This window comes from Streptomyces sp. NPDC104202 (genome assembly GCF_055584185.1).
Genome location: NZ_JBVJMN010000075.1, coordinates 1 through 17,539 on the forward strand (window position 1 = coordinate 1; position 17,539 = coordinate 17,539).

Below are 17,539 nucleotides of genomic sequence, written 5' to 3' on the forward strand. Positions count from 1 at the left end.
ACCCCCCCCCCCCCCCCCCCCCCCCCCCCCCCCCCCCCCCCCCCCCCCCCCCCCCCCCCCCCCCCCCCCCCCCCCCCCGCGTTCCGTCCGGGGTCAGTCCGCGACCGGGACCGGCTCCGCCTCGGGGGAGGCGGCCCGCTCGGCCGCCGCCTTCCGGGCGCGGTTGCGGACGATCAGCATCGAGGTGACGCCGATCAGCACGGCGAGGACGAGGCCGAGCCAGGAGAAGCGCTTGAGCCAGGCCTCGGCGACGACGCCGACCGAGTAGATGACGGCCGTGGTGCCGCCGGCCCAGAGGATGCCGCCGAGGACGTTGGCGACGAGGAACTTCCAGTACGGCATGTGCAGGACGCCCGCGAGCGGACCGGCGAAGATCCGCAGGAGCGCGATGAAGCGGCCGAAGAAGACCGCCCACATGCCCCACTTCTGGAAGGACTGCTCGGCGAGCCCGATGTTGGCCTCGCTGAAGTGCTTGGGGAATCTGCGGCCGAGCCAGGCGAGCAGCGGCCGACCGCCCTTGCGGCCGATGGCGTAGCCGATCGAGTCGCCGATGATCGCGCCGGCGGTGGCGCAGGCGCCCAGGACGTACGGGTTGATGTCGCCGTGCTGCGAGGCGAGCAGCGCCGAGCTCACGAGCACGATCTCGCCGGGCAGCGGGATGCCCAGGCTCTCCAGGCCGATCACCACGCCCACCAGTGCGTAGATCGCGACCGCCGGGATCGTCTCCAGCCATTCCTGCACGTGCAACGCGGTTCCTCCCGTGTCGGCCGCCCGGCGTGCACCGCGTCGGGCACGCCCGGGAAGCCTATCGGTCGGAGCGGACGGACCTCGACGCCCGTGGTGAGTCCTGGGTCACCCGCGGGCGGTGCGGGGGCCGGCTGTCAGCCGTGGGGGCGGAGGGTCCAGACGACCGTCATCTCGCCGGTGACGGCGCCGTCCTCGCGGGTGATGTCGATGCGGACCGGGAACTCGGGGCGCTGCCCGGCGTCGAGGTCGGCGACGACGTCGGCGACGGGGCGGCCGAGGGTCGCGGTCGCGGTGACGGGGCCCATCGCGAGCTTCTTGTAGCCGATCTCGGCCTTGACGGCGAGGGGGACGGCGCGGCCGAGCTGGTCGCCGAAGGCGGCGAGGACGATGGCGCCGCTGGCGGACTCGGCGAGGGTGAACATCGCTCCGGCGTGGGGGCCGCCGACGTGGTTGTGGTAGGCGGGCTGGTCCGGCAGGCGCACGACGGCGCGCTCGGCGGTGGTCTCCAGGAACTCCAGGTTGAGGGTTCCGGCCATGGGGACCGTGGCGGCGAGCATCTCGCCGACGTTCATCTGGTCTGCGCTCATGGCCGTGATGTTACCCACCAGTAGCAGCCTTGGCCATCCCTCTCGTGGTCCCGCCGGCCGCACACCTCTATGGTTACTGGCCATGTGGCCAGGACAGCAGCCGCCCGGGGGCGAGCAGAACCCGCAGGACCAGAGTCAGAACCCCTACCAGCAGTCGGGGTACCAGCAGCCGAACCCGTACCAGCAGCCGCCGGCCCAGCCCGGGTACCCGCAGCCGCCGACACAGCCCGGCTATCCGCAGCAGCAGCCGCCCCAGCCGGGGTACCCGCAGCAGCAGCCCGCGGGGCAGGGCTACCCGCAGCAGGGATACGGACAGCAGCCCGGATACGGACAGCCGAACCCGTACCAGCAGCCGACCATGCCGCAGCAGTACGCGGTGCCCGGCCCGGGACAGCCGGGCGGGCCCGGCGGCGGGAAGAAGAAGACCACCCTCGTGGCGATCGTCGCCGCGACCGCGGTGGTCGTCGCCGCAGGCGTCACCGGCTACCTGGTGCTCGGCAAGGACGACGACAAGACCACCGACGCGGGCGACCCGAAGCCGTCCGCGACGGTTTCGGCCCCCTCCGGGGAGGCGACGCCCAGCGCCTCCCCGTCGCTGGACAACCCCCGCGACGGAGCCGCGCAGCAGCCCACCATCCCGGGCTGGAAGGTCGTCCACAACCCGAAGTACGGCACCCTCTTCGACGTCCCGCCCGAGTGGGAGGTTCTGAAGCCGGGGTCGATCACCTACTTCGACGACGAGAAGAAGAACGACGGCTCGCCGCTCGTCACGATGTCCAGCCCCACCCGCTTCAAGAGCAAGTGGTGCACCTACGACACCGACAAGAACGGCACCGAGGAGACCTGGGGCCTGAGCACCGCGGGCACCAAGGGCGGCCAGGGCGCCAAGAGCACCTCGGAGGCCGCGTACAACGAGGCCGGCACCTGGGTGTGGGGCGGCTACGCGCAGCACATGCCGCAGAACACCATCAAGATCACCAAGGCGGTGCCGTACACCACCAAGTCGGGGCTGACCGGCAGCCTGTCGACCGCCACGGCGCCGAACGTCAAGAAGCGCAACAAGTGCGAGTCGGACGGCAAGGCGTTCGCCTTCACGTTCAAGAACACCGCGGGCGACTTCACGACCTGGGTGCTCTACGGGGCGGACGGCGTGAAGGACGAGCTGCCCGACGCGACCATCCGCCAGATCCTCTCCACGGTCCGGCTCGCGTCCGGTTCCTGAGGCGTCGGCACCGGATACCGGTTTGGCAGGAGGGGGAGGCGGCAGGGATAGTCCCGGGGTGACCAATCCCGCCGACTCCCCCGCCTCCCCCGGCCGCGCCCCGCTCGCCTCGCGGCGCCCCGCGTGGGCGGGCCGCAACTACGTGCTGCTGACCGCGGCCACCATCGTGACCAACCTCGGCGCGCACGGCGCGCTGATCGCCACGACCTGGGCGGTCTTCGAATCCGGCGGCGACGCGGGGGACGCCGGGCTCGTGGCGATGGCGCGCTTCCTGCCGCTCGTACTCTTCCTGCTCATCGGCGGCGCGGTCGCCGACCGGATACCCCGGCACCGGGTGATGGTCGCGGCGAACGCCCTCAACTGCGTCTCGCAGGCCGTCTTCGCGGCCCTCGTCATCTCCGGCCAGGCGCAGCTCTGGCAGATGATGGTGCTCACCGCCCTCTGCGGCACCGGGCAGGCGTTCTTCAACCCGGCGGCCGAGGCCATGCTGATGGCCAGCGTCAGCGGGGAGCAGGCGAGCCGGGCGTTCGCCGTCTACCGCATGGCCATGCACGGCGCCGGGATCGGCGGGGCCGCGCTCGGCGGCGCGCTGGTCGCCTTCGTGGGACCCGGCTGGGTCCTCGCCGTCGACGCGCTGGCCTTCGCCGCCGCGGGCGGCCTGCGCGCCTTCCTCGACGTGGACGGCATTCCGGAGCGCGCCCCGAGCGGCGGCCTCTTCGCCGATCTGCGCGAGGGCTGGCAGGAGTTCGTCGGCCGGCCGTGGCTGTGGTCGATCGTCGCCCAGTTCTCGGTGGTGGTGGCGCTGATCGGCGCGGTCGAGTCGGTCTTCGGGCCGCTGGTCGCCCGTGACCAGCTCGGCGGCGCGCGCCCCTGGGGCCTCGCCCTGGCGGCCTACGGCGTCGGGACCGTCGCCGGAGCGGTCCTCATGACCCGGTGGAAGCCCCGTCGCCTGCTCTACGTCGGGACCCTGTGCGTCTTCCCCATCGCCCTGCCCTCGGCGGCGCTCGCCATGCCGCTGCCGGCGCCGGGGCTGACGGCCGCGATGTTCGTCAGCGGCGTGGCCATCGAGGTCTTCGGCGTCTCCTGGATGACGGCGCTGCACCAGGAGATCCCGGAGGACAAGCTCTCCCGGGTCTCGGCCTACGACTGGTTCGGCTCGACGGCCCTGCTCCCCCTCTCCACCGCCCTCGCGGGTCCCGCGGAGATCGCCTTCGGACGCAGCGAGGCGCTCTGGGGCGCCGCCGTCCTCATGGTGCTCGTCACCGCTCTCGTCCTCCTCGTGCCGGACGTGCGGAACCTGACCCGCCGTTCGCACACCAAGGAGGTCGCGGGCGGGCCGCGCGACCCCTCGGCCGAACCGGAGCAGGCGCCGGCGCCGCAGGGGGTCTGAGCCGCAGGGCGTCTGAGCGGCGTCCGGGCGTCAGCCGATGCCGAAGGCCCCGTCCGGGGGGACCGGCGACGGCACGGCGCCCGTGTCCCGGACCGGCTCGGCTCCCGCGGTGAACCGGTCGAGGCTCGCGCCGTGCTCCACGCGCGCGGGGAAGGCGTCCGCGGCGGCCCGGCGGGCGAGGTGCGCGAGGTCGATGCCGCGGGCGGAGGCGACGAGGACGGCGTTGCCGAAGCGGCGGCCGCGCAGGACGGCCGGTTCGGCGACGAGCGCCAACTCGGGAAAGACGCCGGCGAAGGTGGCGAGCTGGGAGCGGAGGAAGCCGAAGGGGGCGCCGTCGGCGAGGTTGGCGGCGTAGAGGCCGCCGGGCCGCAGGACCCGGCGCACCTCGCGCGCGTACTCGACGGAGGTGAGGTGCGCGGGGACCCGCGAGCCGCCGAACACGTCGCCGACGATCAGGTCGGCCGAGGCGGCGGGCGCGGCCTCCAGCCAGCCGCGGGCGTCGGCGCCGTGCACGGTGATCCCCGAGGCGTCCGGCAGTGGCAGGTGAGCGGCGACCAGGTCGAGCAGGCCCCGGTCCGCCTCGACGACGTCCTGGCGCGAGCCGGGGCGGGTGACCGCGACGTACCGCGGCAGCGAGAGCCCGCCGCCGCCCAGGTGCAGGACGTCGAGGGGCTGCCCCTCGCCGGCGGCGCCGTCGACGACGTGGCCGAGGCGCCGCGCGTACTCGAACTCCAGGTGGGCCGGGTCGTCCAGGTCCACGTACGACTGCGGGGCGCCGTCGACCGTCAGGAGCCAGGCGCGCTCCCGGTCCACGTCGGGCATGAGGCGCGCGGTGCCCTGGTCGACCTCGCGGATGACGGGGATGTGCTCGTTCACGCCCTCATTGTGCCGGTCACCGGCCGGCGGGTGCCGGGGCGGGTCACAGGTGCCTGAGCGCCTCGCGGACGGAGAGCGGGGAGAGCCGGGAGGCGTGCGCGGCGACGAAGGCGCGGACCTCCGCGGGCGCGGTCTTGCCGTACTCGCGCAGGCTCCATCCGATCGCCTTGCGGAGGAAGAAGTCCGTGTCGGCGGCGCGGCGGAGGCAGTGGGCGAACAGCCGGTCGGCGTCGGTGGACTCCTTGAACCGGAGCTGGTGCAGGAGGGCGGTGCGGGCGACCCACAGGTCGTCGTCCTCGATCCACTCGTCCATGCGGGCCGCGAGGGAGGGTTCGGCGGCGACGAGCCCGCCGACGACGTGGGCGGCGAGGTGGTCGACCGTGTCCCACCAGGAGACGGTGGTGACGAGCCGGTGGGCGACCGGGAGGAAGTCCGGGGAGCAGCGCTTCACGTGGCGGCGGAGGTAGTCGACGGCGAAGTAGTGGTACTCGCGCTCGGGGAGGGCGAAGCAGCGCAGGGCGACGGCCGTGCAGTCGCGCTCGTCGGGGCGCGGGGTCCCGTCGAGGACGGTGCGGGAGAGGGCGCGGCGCTCGGGGGTGCGGATCCCCAGGAAGGGCGCCACGCCCTTCATGTACGCGACCATCTCCTGCGCCCTGAAGGGGTTTCCGGCGGCCGGGTAGAGCGTGGTGAGCCGCTCCAGGACGGTGTCGGCGAGGGCGCTGCCGGGGGGCGCGGTGTCGGTCATGGGGGTCTTTCGGCCATGGGGCGCTCCGGGCGGGCCCGGACGGACATGACGCACATTACGGCGATCATACGGACGCGTCCGTTACTCTCCCCGAATGCTCGCTCCCGCCCCCCGGCCGCCGGGCTCCCTGGCCGTCCGCTGCTCCCGGGCCCTGCTGTCGCCGCGCTCGCGGCTCTCCTTCCTGGCCCTGCTGCTGCTCGGCGCCGCGGCCCTCGTGGTGCTGTACGAGCCACAGCGGCTGCTCTCCTCGGGCTGGTCGCCGGAGGCGAACGGCGCCGGGGCGGTGCTGCTGTTCGGTCTCGCGTACGGGGTGTGCACGGCGGCCTTCGTGCCGCGGCCGGTGCTCAACCTGGCCGCGGGCGCCGTGTTCGGCTCCGCGTTCGGCCTGACCGCGGCGGTCGCGGGGACGGTGCTGGGCGCGGGGATCTCCTTCACCCTGGGCCGGTACCTGGGGCAGGACGCGCTGCGGCCGCTGCTGCGGGGACGCTGGCTGAAGGCGGCGGACGGCCAGCTGAGCCGGCACGGGTTCCGTTCGATGCTGGCGATCCGTCTGTTCCCCGGCGTGCCGTTCGCGGCCGCCAACTACTGCGCCGCGGTCTCCCGCATGGGGTACGTGCCGTTCCTCCTCGCGACGGCGCTGGGCACGGTGCCGAACACGACGGCGTACGTGGTGGCGGGCGCCCAGGCCGGTTCGCCGGGCTCCCCGGCCTTCCTCTTCTCGGCGGGGTTCATCGTGCTGTCGGGTCTCGCCGCCGCGGTGGTGGCGTGGCGCAAGCGGCACGGTCTGCGGGCGCCGGCTCCCGTCCCGGCCCCCGCGCCGGAGCGGGAGCCGGTGGGCACCGCGGGCTGACGCCGGCGGTCGGCCGCTACAGCGCCTCGACGATCATCGCGTTGGCGAGGCCGCCCGCCTCGCACATGGCCTGGAGGCCGTAGCGGGCGCCGCGGGCCCGGAGGGCGTGGACGAGGGTCGTGGCGATCCGGGTGCCGCTGGCTCCCAGGGGGTGGCCGAGGGCGATGGCGCCGCCGTGGACGTTGACCTTGGCCGGGTCGGCGCCGGTCTCCTGCTGCCAGGCGAGGACGACACTGGCGAAGGCCTCGTTGATCTCGAAGAGGTCGATGTCGTCCAGGGAGAGGCCGGTGCGGCGCAGCACCTTCTCGGTGGCGGGGATGACGCCGGTGAGCATGAGGAGCGGGTCGGAGCCGGTGACGGCGAAGCCGTGCAGCCGGGCGAGGGGCCGCAGGCCGAGCCGGCGGGCGGTCTCCGCCTCCATGACGAGCACGGCGGAGGCGCCGTCGTTGACGGGGCTGCTGTTGCCGGCGGTGACGGACCAGTCGATCTGCGGGAAGCGCGCGGCGAAGGCGGGGTCCTCGAAGGCGGGGCGCAGGCCGGCGAGGATCTCGGGGGTGGTCGTGGGGCGCACCGACTCGTCGCGGCGGACTCCCTCGTGAGGGACGACCTCGTCGCCGAAGAGCCCGGCCTCCCAGGCGCGGGCCGCCTTGGTGTGCGACGCGGTGGCGAACGCGTCCATGGCCTCGCGGGAGATCGACCACTTGGCGGCGATCAGTTCGGCGCTGACGCCCTGCGGGACGAGTCCCTCGGGGAAGCGCGCGGCGACGCCGGGCCCGAAGGGGTCGGCGCCCGGCGGCACGTTCGACCACATCGGGACCCGGCTCATGGACTCGACCCCGCAGGCGATGGCGATGTCGTACGACCCGGAGAGCACGCCCTGGGCGGCGAAGTGGACGGCCTGCTGGGAGGAGCCGCACTGGCGGTCGACGGTGGTGGCGGGCACGGAGTCGGGGAATCCGGCGCCGAGCCAGGCGTAGCGGGTGGTGTTCATGGCCTGCTCGCCGACCTGGTCGACGGTGCCGCCGATCACGTCGTCGACGAGGGCGGGGTCGATGCCGCTGCGTTCGACGAGGGCGCGCAGGGTGTGCGAGAGGAGGGCGACGGGATGGACGTGGGACAGGGCCCCGCCCGTCCTGCCCTTCCCCATGGGGGTCCGGACGGCTTCGACGATGACGGCGTCGCGCATGACAGCCTCCTGAGGGGGAGAAGTGGACCGACACTGGTGAGTAACGTAGCCGAGTGAGTTGGGTTTTCAAACCCACCGGGTTGGATTCCTGGACCCGCCCGCGCGGTGCCGGCTTAGGCTGGCCCCATGAAGGCTGCCCCCCGCCCCTGCTCGATCGCCGACACCCTCGCGCTCGTCGGCGAGAAGTACGCGCTGCTCGTCCTCCGCGAGATCTCGCTCGGCGTGCACCGCTTCGACCGGATCGCCCGCAACACCGGGGCGCCCCGCGACATCCTCACCGCCCGGCTGAAGCGGCTCGTCGAGGCCGGGATCGTGGAGAAGGTGCGCTACAGCGAGCGCCCGCCCCGCTTCGAGTACCGGGCCACGGCGGCCGGCGAGGAGCTCCAGCCGGTCCTGGTGACCCTGATGGCCTGGGGCGACCGCCACCTCAACCCGGACGACCGCCCGGTCGTCCTGGAGCACGACTGCGGCGAGGTGCTCAGCCCCCGGCTGGTGTGCGCGCACTGCGGGGGCGAGGCCGACCGGACGCGTCTCAGCCACCACGTGAGGTCACCCGGCTGGACGACGGCGGGGCCGGTGGACCCCGTCACGGACCCCGCCCGGGCCTGAGGGCCTCGCCGTCATCTTGGGAAGGTACGCTGCGCTCGACCTTCTGACCGCACACGTACATAACGGGACGGCCCTAGCCCCATGAGTTGGTTCGAATCGTTCATCCTCGGGCTCGTCCAGGGGCTGACGGAGTTCCTTCCCATCTCCTCCAGCGCGCACCTCCGTCTCACCGCGGCCTTCGCCGGATGGCACGATCCCGGCGCGGCCTTCACGGCGATCACCCAGATCGGCACGGAGACCGCTGTCCTCATCTACTTCCGCAAGGACATCGCCAGGATCGTCTCGGCCTGGTTCCGCTCGCTCACCGACAAGGCGATGCGGTCCGACCACGACGCCCAGATGGGCTGGCTGGTGATCGTCGGCTCGATCCCGATCGGTGTCCTCGGCGTCACGTTCAAGGACCAGATCGAGGGCCCCTTCCGCGACCTGCGGCTGATCGCGACCACCCTGATCGTCATGGGCATCGTCCTCGGCGTCGCCGACCGGCTGGCCGCGCGCGACGAGATCGGCGGACGTCACCGGGTCGTGCGCGAGCGCAAGACGCTCAAGGACCTCGGCGTGAAGGACGGCCTCATCTACGGCATGTGCCAGGCGATGGCCCTCATCCCCGGCGTCTCCCGCTCCGGCGCGACGATCTCCGGCGGTCTGCTCATGGGGTACACCCGCGAGTCCGCCGCCCGCTACTCGTTCCTGCTGGCGATCCCGGCGGTCCTCGCGTCCGGCGTCTTCGAGCTGAAGGACGCGGGCGAGGGGCACGTCTCCTGGGGGCCGACCATCTTCGCCACGATCGTCGCCTTCGCCGTCGGCTACGCCGTGATCGCCTGGTTCATGAAGTTCATCACCACCAAGAGCTTCATGCCCTTCGTGATCTACCGCATCCTGCTCGGCGTCCTGCTGTTCATCCTGGTCGGCACCGGCGTCCTGAGCCCGCACGCGGGCGAGTCGGCCGGCTGACCCGGCCTCAGTCCCGGTAGGGCACCCTGGCGATCTCCTCGATGCCGCCCAGGGTGCCCCACTCGTTCTTGCCGAGGCGGGACAGCGGGCGCATCAGCGCCATCTCGGGGTGGCCGTCGACGAGGACCGACTCCTCCACGGCCGCGTGCACGACCCGGCCGAAGACCACCGTCGAGTCGCCGATGCGCAGCGTGCTGTGCAGCTCGCACTCCAGGGCCACGGGCGACCCGGCGACCCGCGGCGGCTTGACGAGCAGGCTGGGCTCCCGCTCCACGCCGCAGGCGTCGAACTCGCTGACCCCTCGCGGGAAGTCCGTCGCCGTCGCGTTGATCTGCTCGAAGAGGCCCTGCGGGGCGAGGTTCACGACGAACTCCCCCGTCTCCTCCACGTTCCGCAGCGAGTCCTTGCGGCCCACCGACGTGAACTGGACGACCGGCGGCGTGACCGAGGCGATCGTGAAGAAGGAGTGCGGGGCGAGGTTGTCCGTCCCGTCGGCCGACGTCGTCGACACCCAGGCGATGGGCCGGGGCACGACCGTGGCGGTGAGCAGCCGGTAGAAGGTGGTGGCGTCGGTCTGACGGGGATCGATGTGCACGCGCATGTCCGACAGTATGACCGCGTCCCGTCCTGCCCCGCGCACGCCTCTTGGCCCTGCGGCCCCGCTGCCCGACACTGTGCCGATGACGCAGCGCGTGGACCTCGCGACCGTGATGGACCGTCTTGCCGTCGACGACCTGGTCTCCGGGTACGCGGCGGCCGTGGACGACGGCGACTGGACCGCCTACCGGGGGCTCTTCACCCCGGACGGCCGGGCCGACTACCGGGGTTCGGGAGGCGTCGAGGGACCGGCCGGCGAGGTGGCCGACTGGCTCGCCGAGACGATGACCCTCTTCCCGGTCCGCCAGCACCTCATCGTCAACCGGCTGGTCGTCTTCCGGTCGCCGGGCGGCTACCCGCAGCCGGGCGACGAGGCGTCGGTCCGCGCCGACTACGTCAACCCGATGCGCTTCTCCTCCGGCGAGGACTTCGTCTGCGGCGGGCGCTACGCCTTCACCGCGCGGCGCACCGCCGAGGGCTGGCGCCTGCGCTCGGTCGTCGTCGACGAGCGGTGGCGCCGCCTCTGAACGCCCGCCCCGGCGGCGGACGGACGCCCGGGTGGGCGCGCTCCGCCCCCCGGTCCGACGGGCCCGCGGAGCCCCGTCCGTCCGGAGCGCGGACACTGGAAGCAGCGACGGGAGGCACGTCATGCGCGCTCCGTTCACGAGCCGCCGCGGGAGCCGGGCCGGGGACGCGGGCCGCGCGGCGTCCGGGGCCCGCGGCGCGGGCCGCGCCGCGGGGCGTGCGGTGCTCGCCGTCGGCTGCGGGGCCCTTCCCGCGCTCGCCTTCCCCGCGCCCGGCCTGTGGTGGTGGGCGTACCTGGCACTGGTGCCCTGGCTGCTGCTGATCCGGACGGCGCCGGGGTTCCGGCGCGCCGGGCTCGACGGCTGGCTCGGCGGCCTCGGCTTCGTGCTGGCCCTGCACCACTGGCTGCTGCCGAGCCTGCACGTGTTCCTCTTCCCGCTCGCCGCGCTCCTCGGCCTGTTGTGGCTGCCGTGGGGATGGCTCGTGCGCGCGCTGCTCGGCGGCCTTCCGTCGGCGCCACGGGCCGCCGCCGCACTGCTCGCGGTGCCCTCGGGCTGGCTCGTGGTCGAGCTGGTCCGCTCCTGGGAGGGGCTCGGCGGCCCGTGGGGGCTGCTCGGGGCGAGCCAGTGGCAGGTGCCGGCCGCGCTGCGACTCGCCTCGGTCGGCGGGGTGTGGCTGGTGAGCTTCCTGGTGGTGGCCGTGAACACGGCGGTCGTCCTGCTGGTGGCGAGACCGCGTGCCGTCGGGTTCGCGGGCCTCACCGCGTGCGCGCTGGTGACGGCGACCGCGGCCTGGGGCGTGCCGGTGCCGCGCGAGACCGGGACGGTACGGGTCGCCCTGGTGCAGCCGGGGGTGTTCGAGGGCAGGCAGGGGCCCGAGCGGCGCCTGGCCCGCGCCGAGGAGCTGACCCGCGCGCTCGCCGGCCGGCAGCTCGACCTGGTGGTCTGGGGCGAGAGCGGCGTGGGCGCCGACCCCACGGGCGACCCGGTGCTCGTGGCCCGGCTCACCGCGCTGTCCCGGGCGGTCGACGCGCCCCTCCTGGTGAACGTGGACGCGCGGGGGGCCGACCGGCCCGGCATCCGCAAGAGCGCCGTCCTGGTCGGACCGGAGGGCCTCACGGGCGACCGCTACGACAAGATGCGGCTGGTCCCCTTCGGCGAGTACGTCCCGGCCCGCGGCGTGCTCGGCTGGGTGACGTCGGCCGGCCGGGCCGCCGAGGAGGACCGTCGGCGCGGGACCGAGCCCGTCGTCATGACGCTGCCGGCCCGCGGGGCGGGCGGTGCGGAGCTGCGGGTCGGGCCGCTGGTCTGCTTCGAGTCGGCCTTCCCCGACATGAGCCGTCACCTGGCCCGCGAAGGCGCCGCGCTCCTCGTGGTGCAGTCCTCCACCAGCACCTTCCAGAACAGCTGGGCGCCCGCCCAGCACGCCTCCCTCGGGGCCCTGCGGGCGGCCGAGACGGGCCGCCCCGTCGTCCACGCGACGCTCACCGGGATCAGTGCCGCGTACGGTCCCGACGGCCGGCCGGCCGGTCCCTCGCTGGGAACCGGGGCGAGCGCCGCCGTCGTGCGCGAACTGCCCCTGTCGGGGACGACGACGCTCTACGTCCGGTGGGGCGACTGGCCCGTGTACGGCGCGCTCGTGGTGGTCGGCGCGGTCTGCGCCGCCGGAGCCGCCGGTGCGCTCAGGACGCCTGCGCCAGCGCCTCGCGCACCACGCGCTCGCACAGCTCGTGGGTGAGGAGGGCGTCGCGGGCGCTGAGGACCCGGCCCTCGCGCACGGCGTCGAGGAAGGAGAGGACGGCCTGCTCGATGCCGCGCTGCCGGGCCACCGGCACCCAGTCCCCGCGCCGGCGCACGGTCGGCTGGCCCTTGTGGTCGATCACGTCCGCGAGGTTGAGCACCTGCCGCTTGGTGTCCTGGCCGGAGACCTCCAGGACCTCCTCCGTGGAGCCGTTCATCCGGTTCATCATGCCGAGGGCGGTGAAGCCGTCGCCGGAGAGCTGGAGCACGACGTGGTGCATGAGCCCCTCGCGGACGCGGGCCCGCACGTCGACGTGCTCGATCTCGCCGGGGAGGAGGAAGCGCAGCGTGTCGACGACGTGGATGAAGTCGTCGAGGACCAGGGTGCGGGGGTCCTCGGGAAGGCCGACCCGGTTCTTCTGCAGCAGGATCAGGTCCCTCGGGTGCTCCAGGCACTGGGCGTAACTCGGCGCGAGACGACGGTTGAAGCCGACGGCGAGGGAGACCGAACGCTTCTCGGCGAGCTCCACGATCCGCTCGGAGTCGGCGTAGGCGTAGGCGAGGGGCTTGTCGACGTAGGTGGGCACCCCGGCGTCCAGGAGCCGGCCGGCGATCTCCGCGTGCGCGGCGGTGGAGGCGTGGACGAACGCGGCGTCGATCCCGGCGGAGAGCAGCGAGTCGAGGTCCCCGTGGCGCCGCGCGGCGGGCAGGTGCAGGGTGTCGGCCACCCGGTCCAGGGTCGCGCGCGTCCGGGTCTGCAGGTGGAGTTCGACCCCGGGCAGGGTGGCGAGGACGGGGAGATAGGCCTTCTGCGCGATGTCGCCGAGTCCGATGCAGCCAACCTTCACGGGGTCTCCCTTGTCGTCGTTCACCGGCCGCGGTCGGCCGGGCCGTTCGCGCTGGTCAGCTTACGCGGGGCAGGGCCGCGGTCCCGGCGGCCCCGGGTTCCCCGACGGGCGGGCGCCAGTCGCAGATCCCGTCGAAGCCGCGCAGGACGAGGCCGGGTCCGAGTCGGGAGGCGGCTGCGACGAGCGCGGTGCGCAGGGCGACGGCGGGGCGGGCGGAGAGCATCGTGACGGCCCCGGTGCGGGCGGCCTTGCGGACGAGGGCGGTGGTGCGCGGGAGCCGGTCGGCGGTGTACGCGGCGAGCGCGCGGCTCGGCACGAAACCCGGTGCGGAGCGGGCGTGGTGGGCCAGGACGACCGCATCCTCGACGGCCTGGTTCCCGCCCTGCCCGAGGCTCGGCATCATCGCGTGCGCGGCGTCGCCGAGGAGGGCGACGCGGCCCCGGTGGAAGGCGGGCAGCGGGTCGGGCAGGTGGTGGACGTCGTGCCGCAGCACTCCGTCGGGGGCGACGCCGGCGAGGATCTCGGGGACGGGGTGGTGCCAGTCGCCGAAGAGGCGCAGCAGTGCGGCGCGCTCGTCGTCGGGCGCGTGGCCGCCCTCGGGGGCCCGGGCCATCGCGTACGCGTAGACCCGGCCGTCCTGGAGGGGCTGGCTGCCCCACAGCCGGCCGGCGCCCCAGGTCTCGTGGGGGGCGAAGGGGCGTGCGGGGGCGGGGACGACGACGCGCCAGCTGGTGCTGCCGGAGTAGCGGGGGCCGGGGTGGCCGGGGAAGAGCGCGCGGCGGGTCGCGGAGTGGATGCCGTCGGCGGCCAGGACGAGGTCGGCCTCCAGCTCGCCGGGGAGCCCCGCCCCGGAGTCCGCGAGGGCGACGCGGGCGGGGTGGCGGTCGTCGCCGGGGTCGGTGACGGTGGCGGTGACGCCGGTGCGGACGGCTCCTTCGGGGAGGGCCGAGGCCAGGATCTCGACGAGGGTGGCGCGGTGCAGCAGCACGAGGGGCCCGCCGAAGCGGGCGGCGGCGGCCCGGGAGTCGGTGCGGGCGAGCCAGCGGCCGCCGGGGGTGCGCATGCCGCCGTCGCCCTGCCAGGCGGCGAGGGCGCGGACGCGGTCGCCGAGCCCGATGACGTCGAGGGCGCGCTGGGCGTTGGGCGCGAGGGCGATTCCGGCGCCGACGGGGGTGAGGGCGGCGGCACGTTCGAGGACGGTGACCCGCCAGCCGTTCCTGCTCAGGGCGACGGCGGCGGTGAGTCCGCCGATGCCGGCTCCGACGACGACGGCGCGGTGCTGTTCCATGGCTGCTCCCGGATCCGGTCACTACAGGTGTAGTGAGTCCGACGCCCCGACCGTACTACAGCTGTAGTGGCCGGGGTAGGGGGCGGCTGTAGGTTGTCCCCATGAGCCCCGCCCCCGCCGGACCCCCGGCCCCGGAGTCCCCCGCCTCCCGCGCCGAGCGGATCGGCGACGCCGCCCTCGGCCTCCTCGTCGAGCGCGGGATGCGCGGCCTCACCCACCGCGCCGTGGACGAGCGGGCGGGGCTGCCCCAGGGATCGACCTCCAACCACGCCCGCACCCGCCAGGCCCTCCTGGAGGCGGCCGTACGGCGCCAGGTGGAGCGGGAGTCCGAGGTCCTCACCCCGCACGGGATGCCGGGACCGGACGGCGGCGACGACGCCCTCGTCGACGCGCTCGCCCTCGCCCTGCACCGCTACCTCACCGACCACCGCTCCCTGCTGGTCTCCCGGTACGAGCTGGCGCTGGAGGCGACCCGCCGCCCCGAACTGCGCGCGTTCTTCGACGCGGCCGGTTCGGCCTTCCGCACGCCGCTGGTCGCGATGATGACCGCCGCAGGCTCGCCCGAGCCCGAGCGGCACGCATTGTCCCTGGTCGCCTGGTGCGAGGGCCTGATGTTCTCCTGCGCGGTCGGCTCCTTCCACGCGTCGGTGCCCAGCCGCGCTCAGCTGCGGACCGGGTTCGACGAGTTGCTCCGCGGCATGCTCGCCGGCCGGACTGCGCGGCAGAGCTGACGGAGGCGCCGGCGCGCGGCCGCCGGGAAGGCACCCCCGGCCGATCCGCAATTGCGTGGCGCGGCCCGCGGACCTGGGGGACGATGCCGCGCATGACCACCGAACGCACCGACACCGCCACCCGCGTCGACCCGTCCACCACCTCCGGCGAACGCGAGGCGCTGGAGCAGTGGCTCGACTTCCACCGCGCCACCCTCGCGCAGAAGTGCCAGGGCCTGGACGACGCCCGGCTGCGCACCCCGGCCGCCCCGCCCTCGGACCTCAACCTGCTCGGCCTGGTCCGGCACATGGCCGAGGTCGAGCGCGGCTGGTTCCGCCGCGTCCTGGCCGGCGAGGACGCGCCCTGGATCTACTCGACCGAGGAGGACCCCGACGGGGACATCCACGCCTCCGCCGAGGACACCTACGCGGAGGCCCACGCCACCTGGCAGGGCGAGATCGCGCGCGCCCGCACCCTGGCCGCCGGCCGCGGCCTCGACGACACAGGGGTGGGCGAGCACCGCTCCGGCGAGAGCTTCAACCTCCGGTGGATCTACCTCCACATGATCGAGGAGTACGCCCGCCACAACGGCCACGCGGACCTGATCCGGGAGCGGATCGACGGCGCGACCGGCGACTGACCGGCCACGACGGGCGGCCGGCCGCGACGGCGTTCCGGCAGCGGGCGGGAGCCGGCGCGGGGAGGCCGCGCCGGGGCGACCCACGCAGGGAACCGGCCGCGCGCGCCGACCGGCGCCGCCCGGCCGGTCAAGGGCGTGCCGCCGCCGACACCCGTGCGGGGCATTCCCCGCCGGTAGGGGCGCGAAGATCGCCGTCGGGACAGCAGAGTGGCGCGGGTGCATGGAACCCGAACCACAGCGAAGATCCTGGTCGGGGCGGCGGTCGCCGCCCTGGCGGGCTGCGTCTCGGTGGACGCGCCGCCGACGGCGCCCGTCCCCGCGCCCGCGGCGGAGACCGTACGGCCCGCCCGGCAGGTGGCTCCGCAGATCGTCGAGGGCCCGGCCCTCGACGCCCTCGAAGCGGCGCTGCCCGCCGCTCCCCCGGCCGCGGCGCCCCGCGGGAGACCGGAGCGGGGCGCGCAGCGCAGGGCGACCGCACCGCGGCCGCCCGAGGCCCCCCGTCCGGTCTCCGTGCCCCCTCGGGAGCGGGGCCCGCTCCCGACGGCCGGACCGCTGCCGGCCCGGCTGCCGGATCTCACCGCGCTGCCGGAGGTCCCGCCCGTCTCCCGCGACGACCTCTGCGCGCTGGGCGAGCGGTACGGCGGCTGGGACGCCCGGAGCGAACCCACGAGGATCTGCCGGGGCGTCCAGGGCCGGTGACCCCGGGCCGGGAGGTGTCCGCGGGGCCCGTTCCGCCCCGGCCCCTCACTCGCCCCGCAGCCGCAGCTCCAGCCGCTCGATCGCGGCCCGCACCCCGTTGCCGTAGCCGTCGTCGTCGAGGGTCTCCGCGGCCCTCCGGGCCCGGTCCAGGTGGACCCGCGCGGCGTCGGGACGGCGGAGCTTGACGTAGTCGGCGGCGAGGTTCAGATGGAGCGAGGGGTAGAGCGCCCGCAGCGCGATCGCCGAGCCGTGGGCGGCGAGCCGCTCCCCGGCGAGTTCCTCGGCCGCGCCCAGCGCCCGGAGGTCCCAGGCCAGCTCGGTGTCCGGGTCGTCCTGGGCGTCCGCCATGTAGTGCGCGAGGGTGGCCCGGTGGAGCGGGTCGCCGTCCGGGCCGATCTGCTGCCAGAGCAGCCCGAAGCGGTTCCGGGCCTCCTCGGGGTCCCCGCCGTGGAGCAGCATCAGGGCCTGCCCGATCCTGGTCATGACCCCGTCGTCCGACACCTGCTGCTGCTCGGTCACGCGCACTCCACCCGGTCGTCCACTGGGAGGCACGACGCTAGCCGCCCCCGGCCCGGATCGGTCCGAGGCTCAGCCGAGGTCCGGGATGCGCCAGTCGATCGGCTCGTGTCCCTGGGCCGCGACGGCCGCGTCGATCTGGGTGAAGGGCTGCGAGCCGAAGAACTTCTTCGCCGAGAGCGGCGAGGGGTGGGCGCCCTTCACGACGACGTGCCGCTCCTCGTCGATGAGGGGCAGCTTCTTCTGCGCGTAGTTGCCCCAGAGGACGAAGACGGCGGGGTCGGGGCGGGAGGCGACGGCGGTGATGACCGCGTCGGTGAACTTCTCCCAGCCCTTGCCCTTGTGCGAGTTCGCCTCGCCGGCCCGGACCGTCAGCACGGCGTTGAGCAGGAGGACGCCCTGCTCGGCCCAGGGCATCAGATAGCCGTTGTCCGGGATGGGGTGGCCGAGCTCGGCCTGCATCTCCTTGTAGATGTTCCGCAGGGAGGGCGGGGTCTTCACACCGGGCCGGACGGAGAAGCAGAGACCGTGTCCCTGGCCCTCGCCGTGGTAGGGGTCCTGACCGAGGATCAGGACCTTCACCTTGTCGTACGGGGTGGCGTCGAGGGCGGCGAAGACCTCGTCCTTCGGCGGGAAGACCGGCCCGCCGGCGCGCTCCTGCTCGACGAACTCGGTGAGCTGCGCGAAGTAGGGCTTCTGCAGCTCCTCGCCGAGGACGCCTCGCCAGGAGTCGGGCAGCATGCTGGTGTCGGTCACGGTCAACAACCTCCGGTGGACGGTTCCTGTCTCTCCGTCCGAGAACCTACCGGG

General features: G+C 74.5%; 20 protein-coding genes. 10 read left to right on the forward strand and 10 right to left on the reverse strand.

Annotated features, from left to right (window positions below; translation table 11 throughout):
• Window positions 1-93: 93 nt before the first annotated feature.
• Window positions 94-747 carry a DedA family protein gene (locus ACZ60W_RS32875; protein WP_469759058.1) on the reverse strand — a complete coding sequence of 218 codons (654 nt, stop codon included), beginning with the start codon at window positions 745-747 and terminating at the stop codon, window positions 94-96.
• Between the two features lie 134 nt (window positions 748-881).
• Window positions 882-1,334, reverse strand: coding sequence for a DUF4442 domain-containing protein (locus ACZ60W_RS32880; protein ID WP_469759059.1), 453 nt, complete (start codon window positions 1,332-1,334; stop codon window positions 882-884).
• Window positions 1,335-1,416: 82 nt separating this feature from the next.
• On the opposite strand from ACZ60W_RS32880, the gene ACZ60W_RS32885 reads away from it, so the two are divergent.
• Complete coding sequence (locus ACZ60W_RS32885) at window positions 1,417-2,556, forward strand: DUF8017 domain-containing protein (RefSeq protein WP_469759060.1); 1,140 nt, start codon at window positions 1,417-1,419, stop codon at window positions 2,554-2,556.
• A gap of 58 nt (window positions 2,557-2,614) precedes the next feature.
• A complete protein-coding gene (locus ACZ60W_RS32890; RefSeq protein WP_469759061.1) occupies window positions 2,615-3,946 on the forward strand; it encodes an MFS transporter in 1,332 nt (443 codons plus the stop codon).
• 30 nt (window positions 3,947-3,976) lie between these two features.
• Here the strand turns inward: ACZ60W_RS32890 and ACZ60W_RS32895 are convergent, their stop codons facing one another.
• The gene (locus tag ACZ60W_RS32895; protein WP_469759062.1) at window positions 3,977-4,822 is read right to left on the reverse strand and encodes a spermidine synthase; all 846 of its coding nucleotides are present in this window, start codon (window positions 4,820-4,822) and stop codon (window positions 3,977-3,979) included.
• Window positions 4,823-4,865: 43 nt separating this feature from the next.
• Window positions 4,866-5,567: a DNA alkylation repair protein gene (locus ACZ60W_RS32900; protein WP_469759063.1), complete on the reverse strand. Its 702-nt coding sequence runs from the start codon at window positions 5,565-5,567 to the stop codon at window positions 4,866-4,868.
• A 94-nt stretch (window positions 5,568-5,661) separates the two neighbouring features.
• Here ACZ60W_RS32900 and ACZ60W_RS32905 point away from each other — a divergent pair, with 94 nt between their 5' ends.
• The gene (locus ACZ60W_RS32905; protein ID WP_469759064.1) at window positions 5,662-6,417 is read left to right on the forward strand and encodes a TVP38/TMEM64 family protein; all 756 of its coding nucleotides are present in this window, start codon (window positions 5,662-5,664) and stop codon (window positions 6,415-6,417) included.
• A 16-nt stretch (window positions 6,418-6,433) separates the two neighbouring features.
• Here the strand turns inward: ACZ60W_RS32905 and ACZ60W_RS32910 are convergent, their stop codons facing one another.
• On the reverse strand, window positions 6,434-7,603 hold the full coding sequence (locus tag ACZ60W_RS32910; protein WP_469759065.1) for a thiolase family protein: 1,170 nt from the start codon (window positions 7,601-7,603) through the stop codon (window positions 6,434-6,436).
• Between the two features lie 126 nt (window positions 7,604-7,729).
• Between ACZ60W_RS32910 and ACZ60W_RS32915 the strand changes: the two genes are divergently transcribed.
• The gene (locus ACZ60W_RS32915; protein WP_469759066.1) at window positions 7,730-8,212 is read left to right on the forward strand and encodes a winged helix-turn-helix transcriptional regulator; all 483 of its coding nucleotides are present in this window, start codon (window positions 7,730-7,732) and stop codon (window positions 8,210-8,212) included.
• Between the two features lie 81 nt (window positions 8,213-8,293).
• Entirely contained in the window at window positions 8,294-9,166 is an 873-nt protein-coding gene (locus ACZ60W_RS32920) for an undecaprenyl-diphosphate phosphatase (RefSeq protein ID WP_469759067.1), read from the forward strand.
• A gap of 7 nt (window positions 9,167-9,173) precedes the next feature.
• Here ACZ60W_RS32920 and ACZ60W_RS32925 read toward each other — a convergent pair whose 3' ends face one another.
• Window positions 9,174-9,767 (reverse strand): flavin reductase family protein, encoded by a 594-nt coding sequence (locus ACZ60W_RS32925; protein ID WP_469759068.1) that lies wholly within the window; start codon window positions 9,765-9,767, stop codon window positions 9,174-9,176.
• Window positions 9,768-9,846: 79 nt separating this feature from the next.
• On the opposite strand from ACZ60W_RS32925, the gene ACZ60W_RS32930 reads away from it, so the two are divergent.
• On the forward strand, window positions 9,847-10,290 hold the full coding sequence (locus ACZ60W_RS32930) for a nuclear transport factor 2 family protein (protein ID WP_469759069.1): 444 nt from the start codon (window positions 9,847-9,849) through the stop codon (window positions 10,288-10,290).
• Between the two features lie 121 nt (window positions 10,291-10,411).
• Window positions 10,412-12,025 (forward strand): apolipoprotein N-acyltransferase, encoded by a 1,614-nt coding sequence (gene lnt / locus ACZ60W_RS32935; protein ID WP_469759070.1) that lies wholly within the window; start codon window positions 10,412-10,414, stop codon window positions 12,023-12,025.
• Here lnt and ACZ60W_RS32940 read toward each other — a convergent pair.
• A complete protein-coding gene (locus ACZ60W_RS32940; protein WP_469759071.1) occupies window positions 11,970-12,875 on the reverse strand; it encodes a Gfo/Idh/MocA family protein in 906 nt (301 codons plus the stop codon). The two genes, lnt and ACZ60W_RS32940, sit on opposite strands and share 56 nt — an antisense overlap.
• Before the next feature lie 55 nt (window positions 12,876-12,930).
• The gene (locus ACZ60W_RS32945) at window positions 12,931-14,163 is read right to left on the reverse strand and encodes an FAD-dependent monooxygenase (RefSeq protein ID WP_469759072.1); all 1,233 of its coding nucleotides are present in this window, start codon (window positions 14,161-14,163) and stop codon (window positions 12,931-12,933) included.
• A gap of 101 nt (window positions 14,164-14,264) precedes the next feature.
• Here ACZ60W_RS32945 and ACZ60W_RS32950 point away from each other — a divergent pair, with 101 nt between their 5' ends.
• The 3 genes from ACZ60W_RS32950 (at window position 14,265) to ACZ60W_RS32960 (ending at window position 16,213) form a co-directional block, all read left to right on the forward strand.
• Window positions 14,265-14,894 carry a TetR/AcrR family transcriptional regulator gene (locus ACZ60W_RS32950; protein ID WP_469759073.1) on the forward strand — a complete coding sequence of 210 codons (630 nt, stop codon included), beginning with the start codon at window positions 14,265-14,267 and terminating at the stop codon, window positions 14,892-14,894.
• A gap of 92 nt (window positions 14,895-14,986) precedes the next feature.
• The gene (locus tag ACZ60W_RS32955) at window positions 14,987-15,514 is read left to right on the forward strand and encodes a DinB family protein (RefSeq protein ID WP_469759074.1); all 528 of its coding nucleotides are present in this window, start codon (window positions 14,987-14,989) and stop codon (window positions 15,512-15,514) included.
• 216 nt (window positions 15,515-15,730) lie between these two features.
• Window positions 15,731-16,213 (forward strand): hypothetical protein, encoded by a 483-nt coding sequence (locus ACZ60W_RS32960; protein WP_469759075.1) that lies wholly within the window; start codon window positions 15,731-15,733, stop codon window positions 16,211-16,213.
• Window positions 16,214-16,258: 45 nt separating this feature from the next.
• Here the strand turns inward: ACZ60W_RS32960 and ACZ60W_RS32965 are convergent, their stop codons facing one another.
• Together ACZ60W_RS32965 and ung are read right to left on the reverse strand one after the other, a co-directional pair.
• Window positions 16,259-16,732, reverse strand: a complete 474-nt coding sequence (locus ACZ60W_RS32965) for a hypothetical protein (protein WP_469759076.1) — start codon at window positions 16,730-16,732, stop codon at window positions 16,259-16,261.
• A 69-nt stretch (window positions 16,733-16,801) separates the two neighbouring features.
• Window positions 16,802-17,485, reverse strand: a complete 684-nt coding sequence (gene ung, locus ACZ60W_RS32970) for a uracil-DNA glycosylase (protein ID WP_469759077.1) — start codon at window positions 17,483-17,485, stop codon at window positions 16,802-16,804.
• Between the last annotated feature and the right edge of the window lie 54 nt (window positions 17,486-17,539).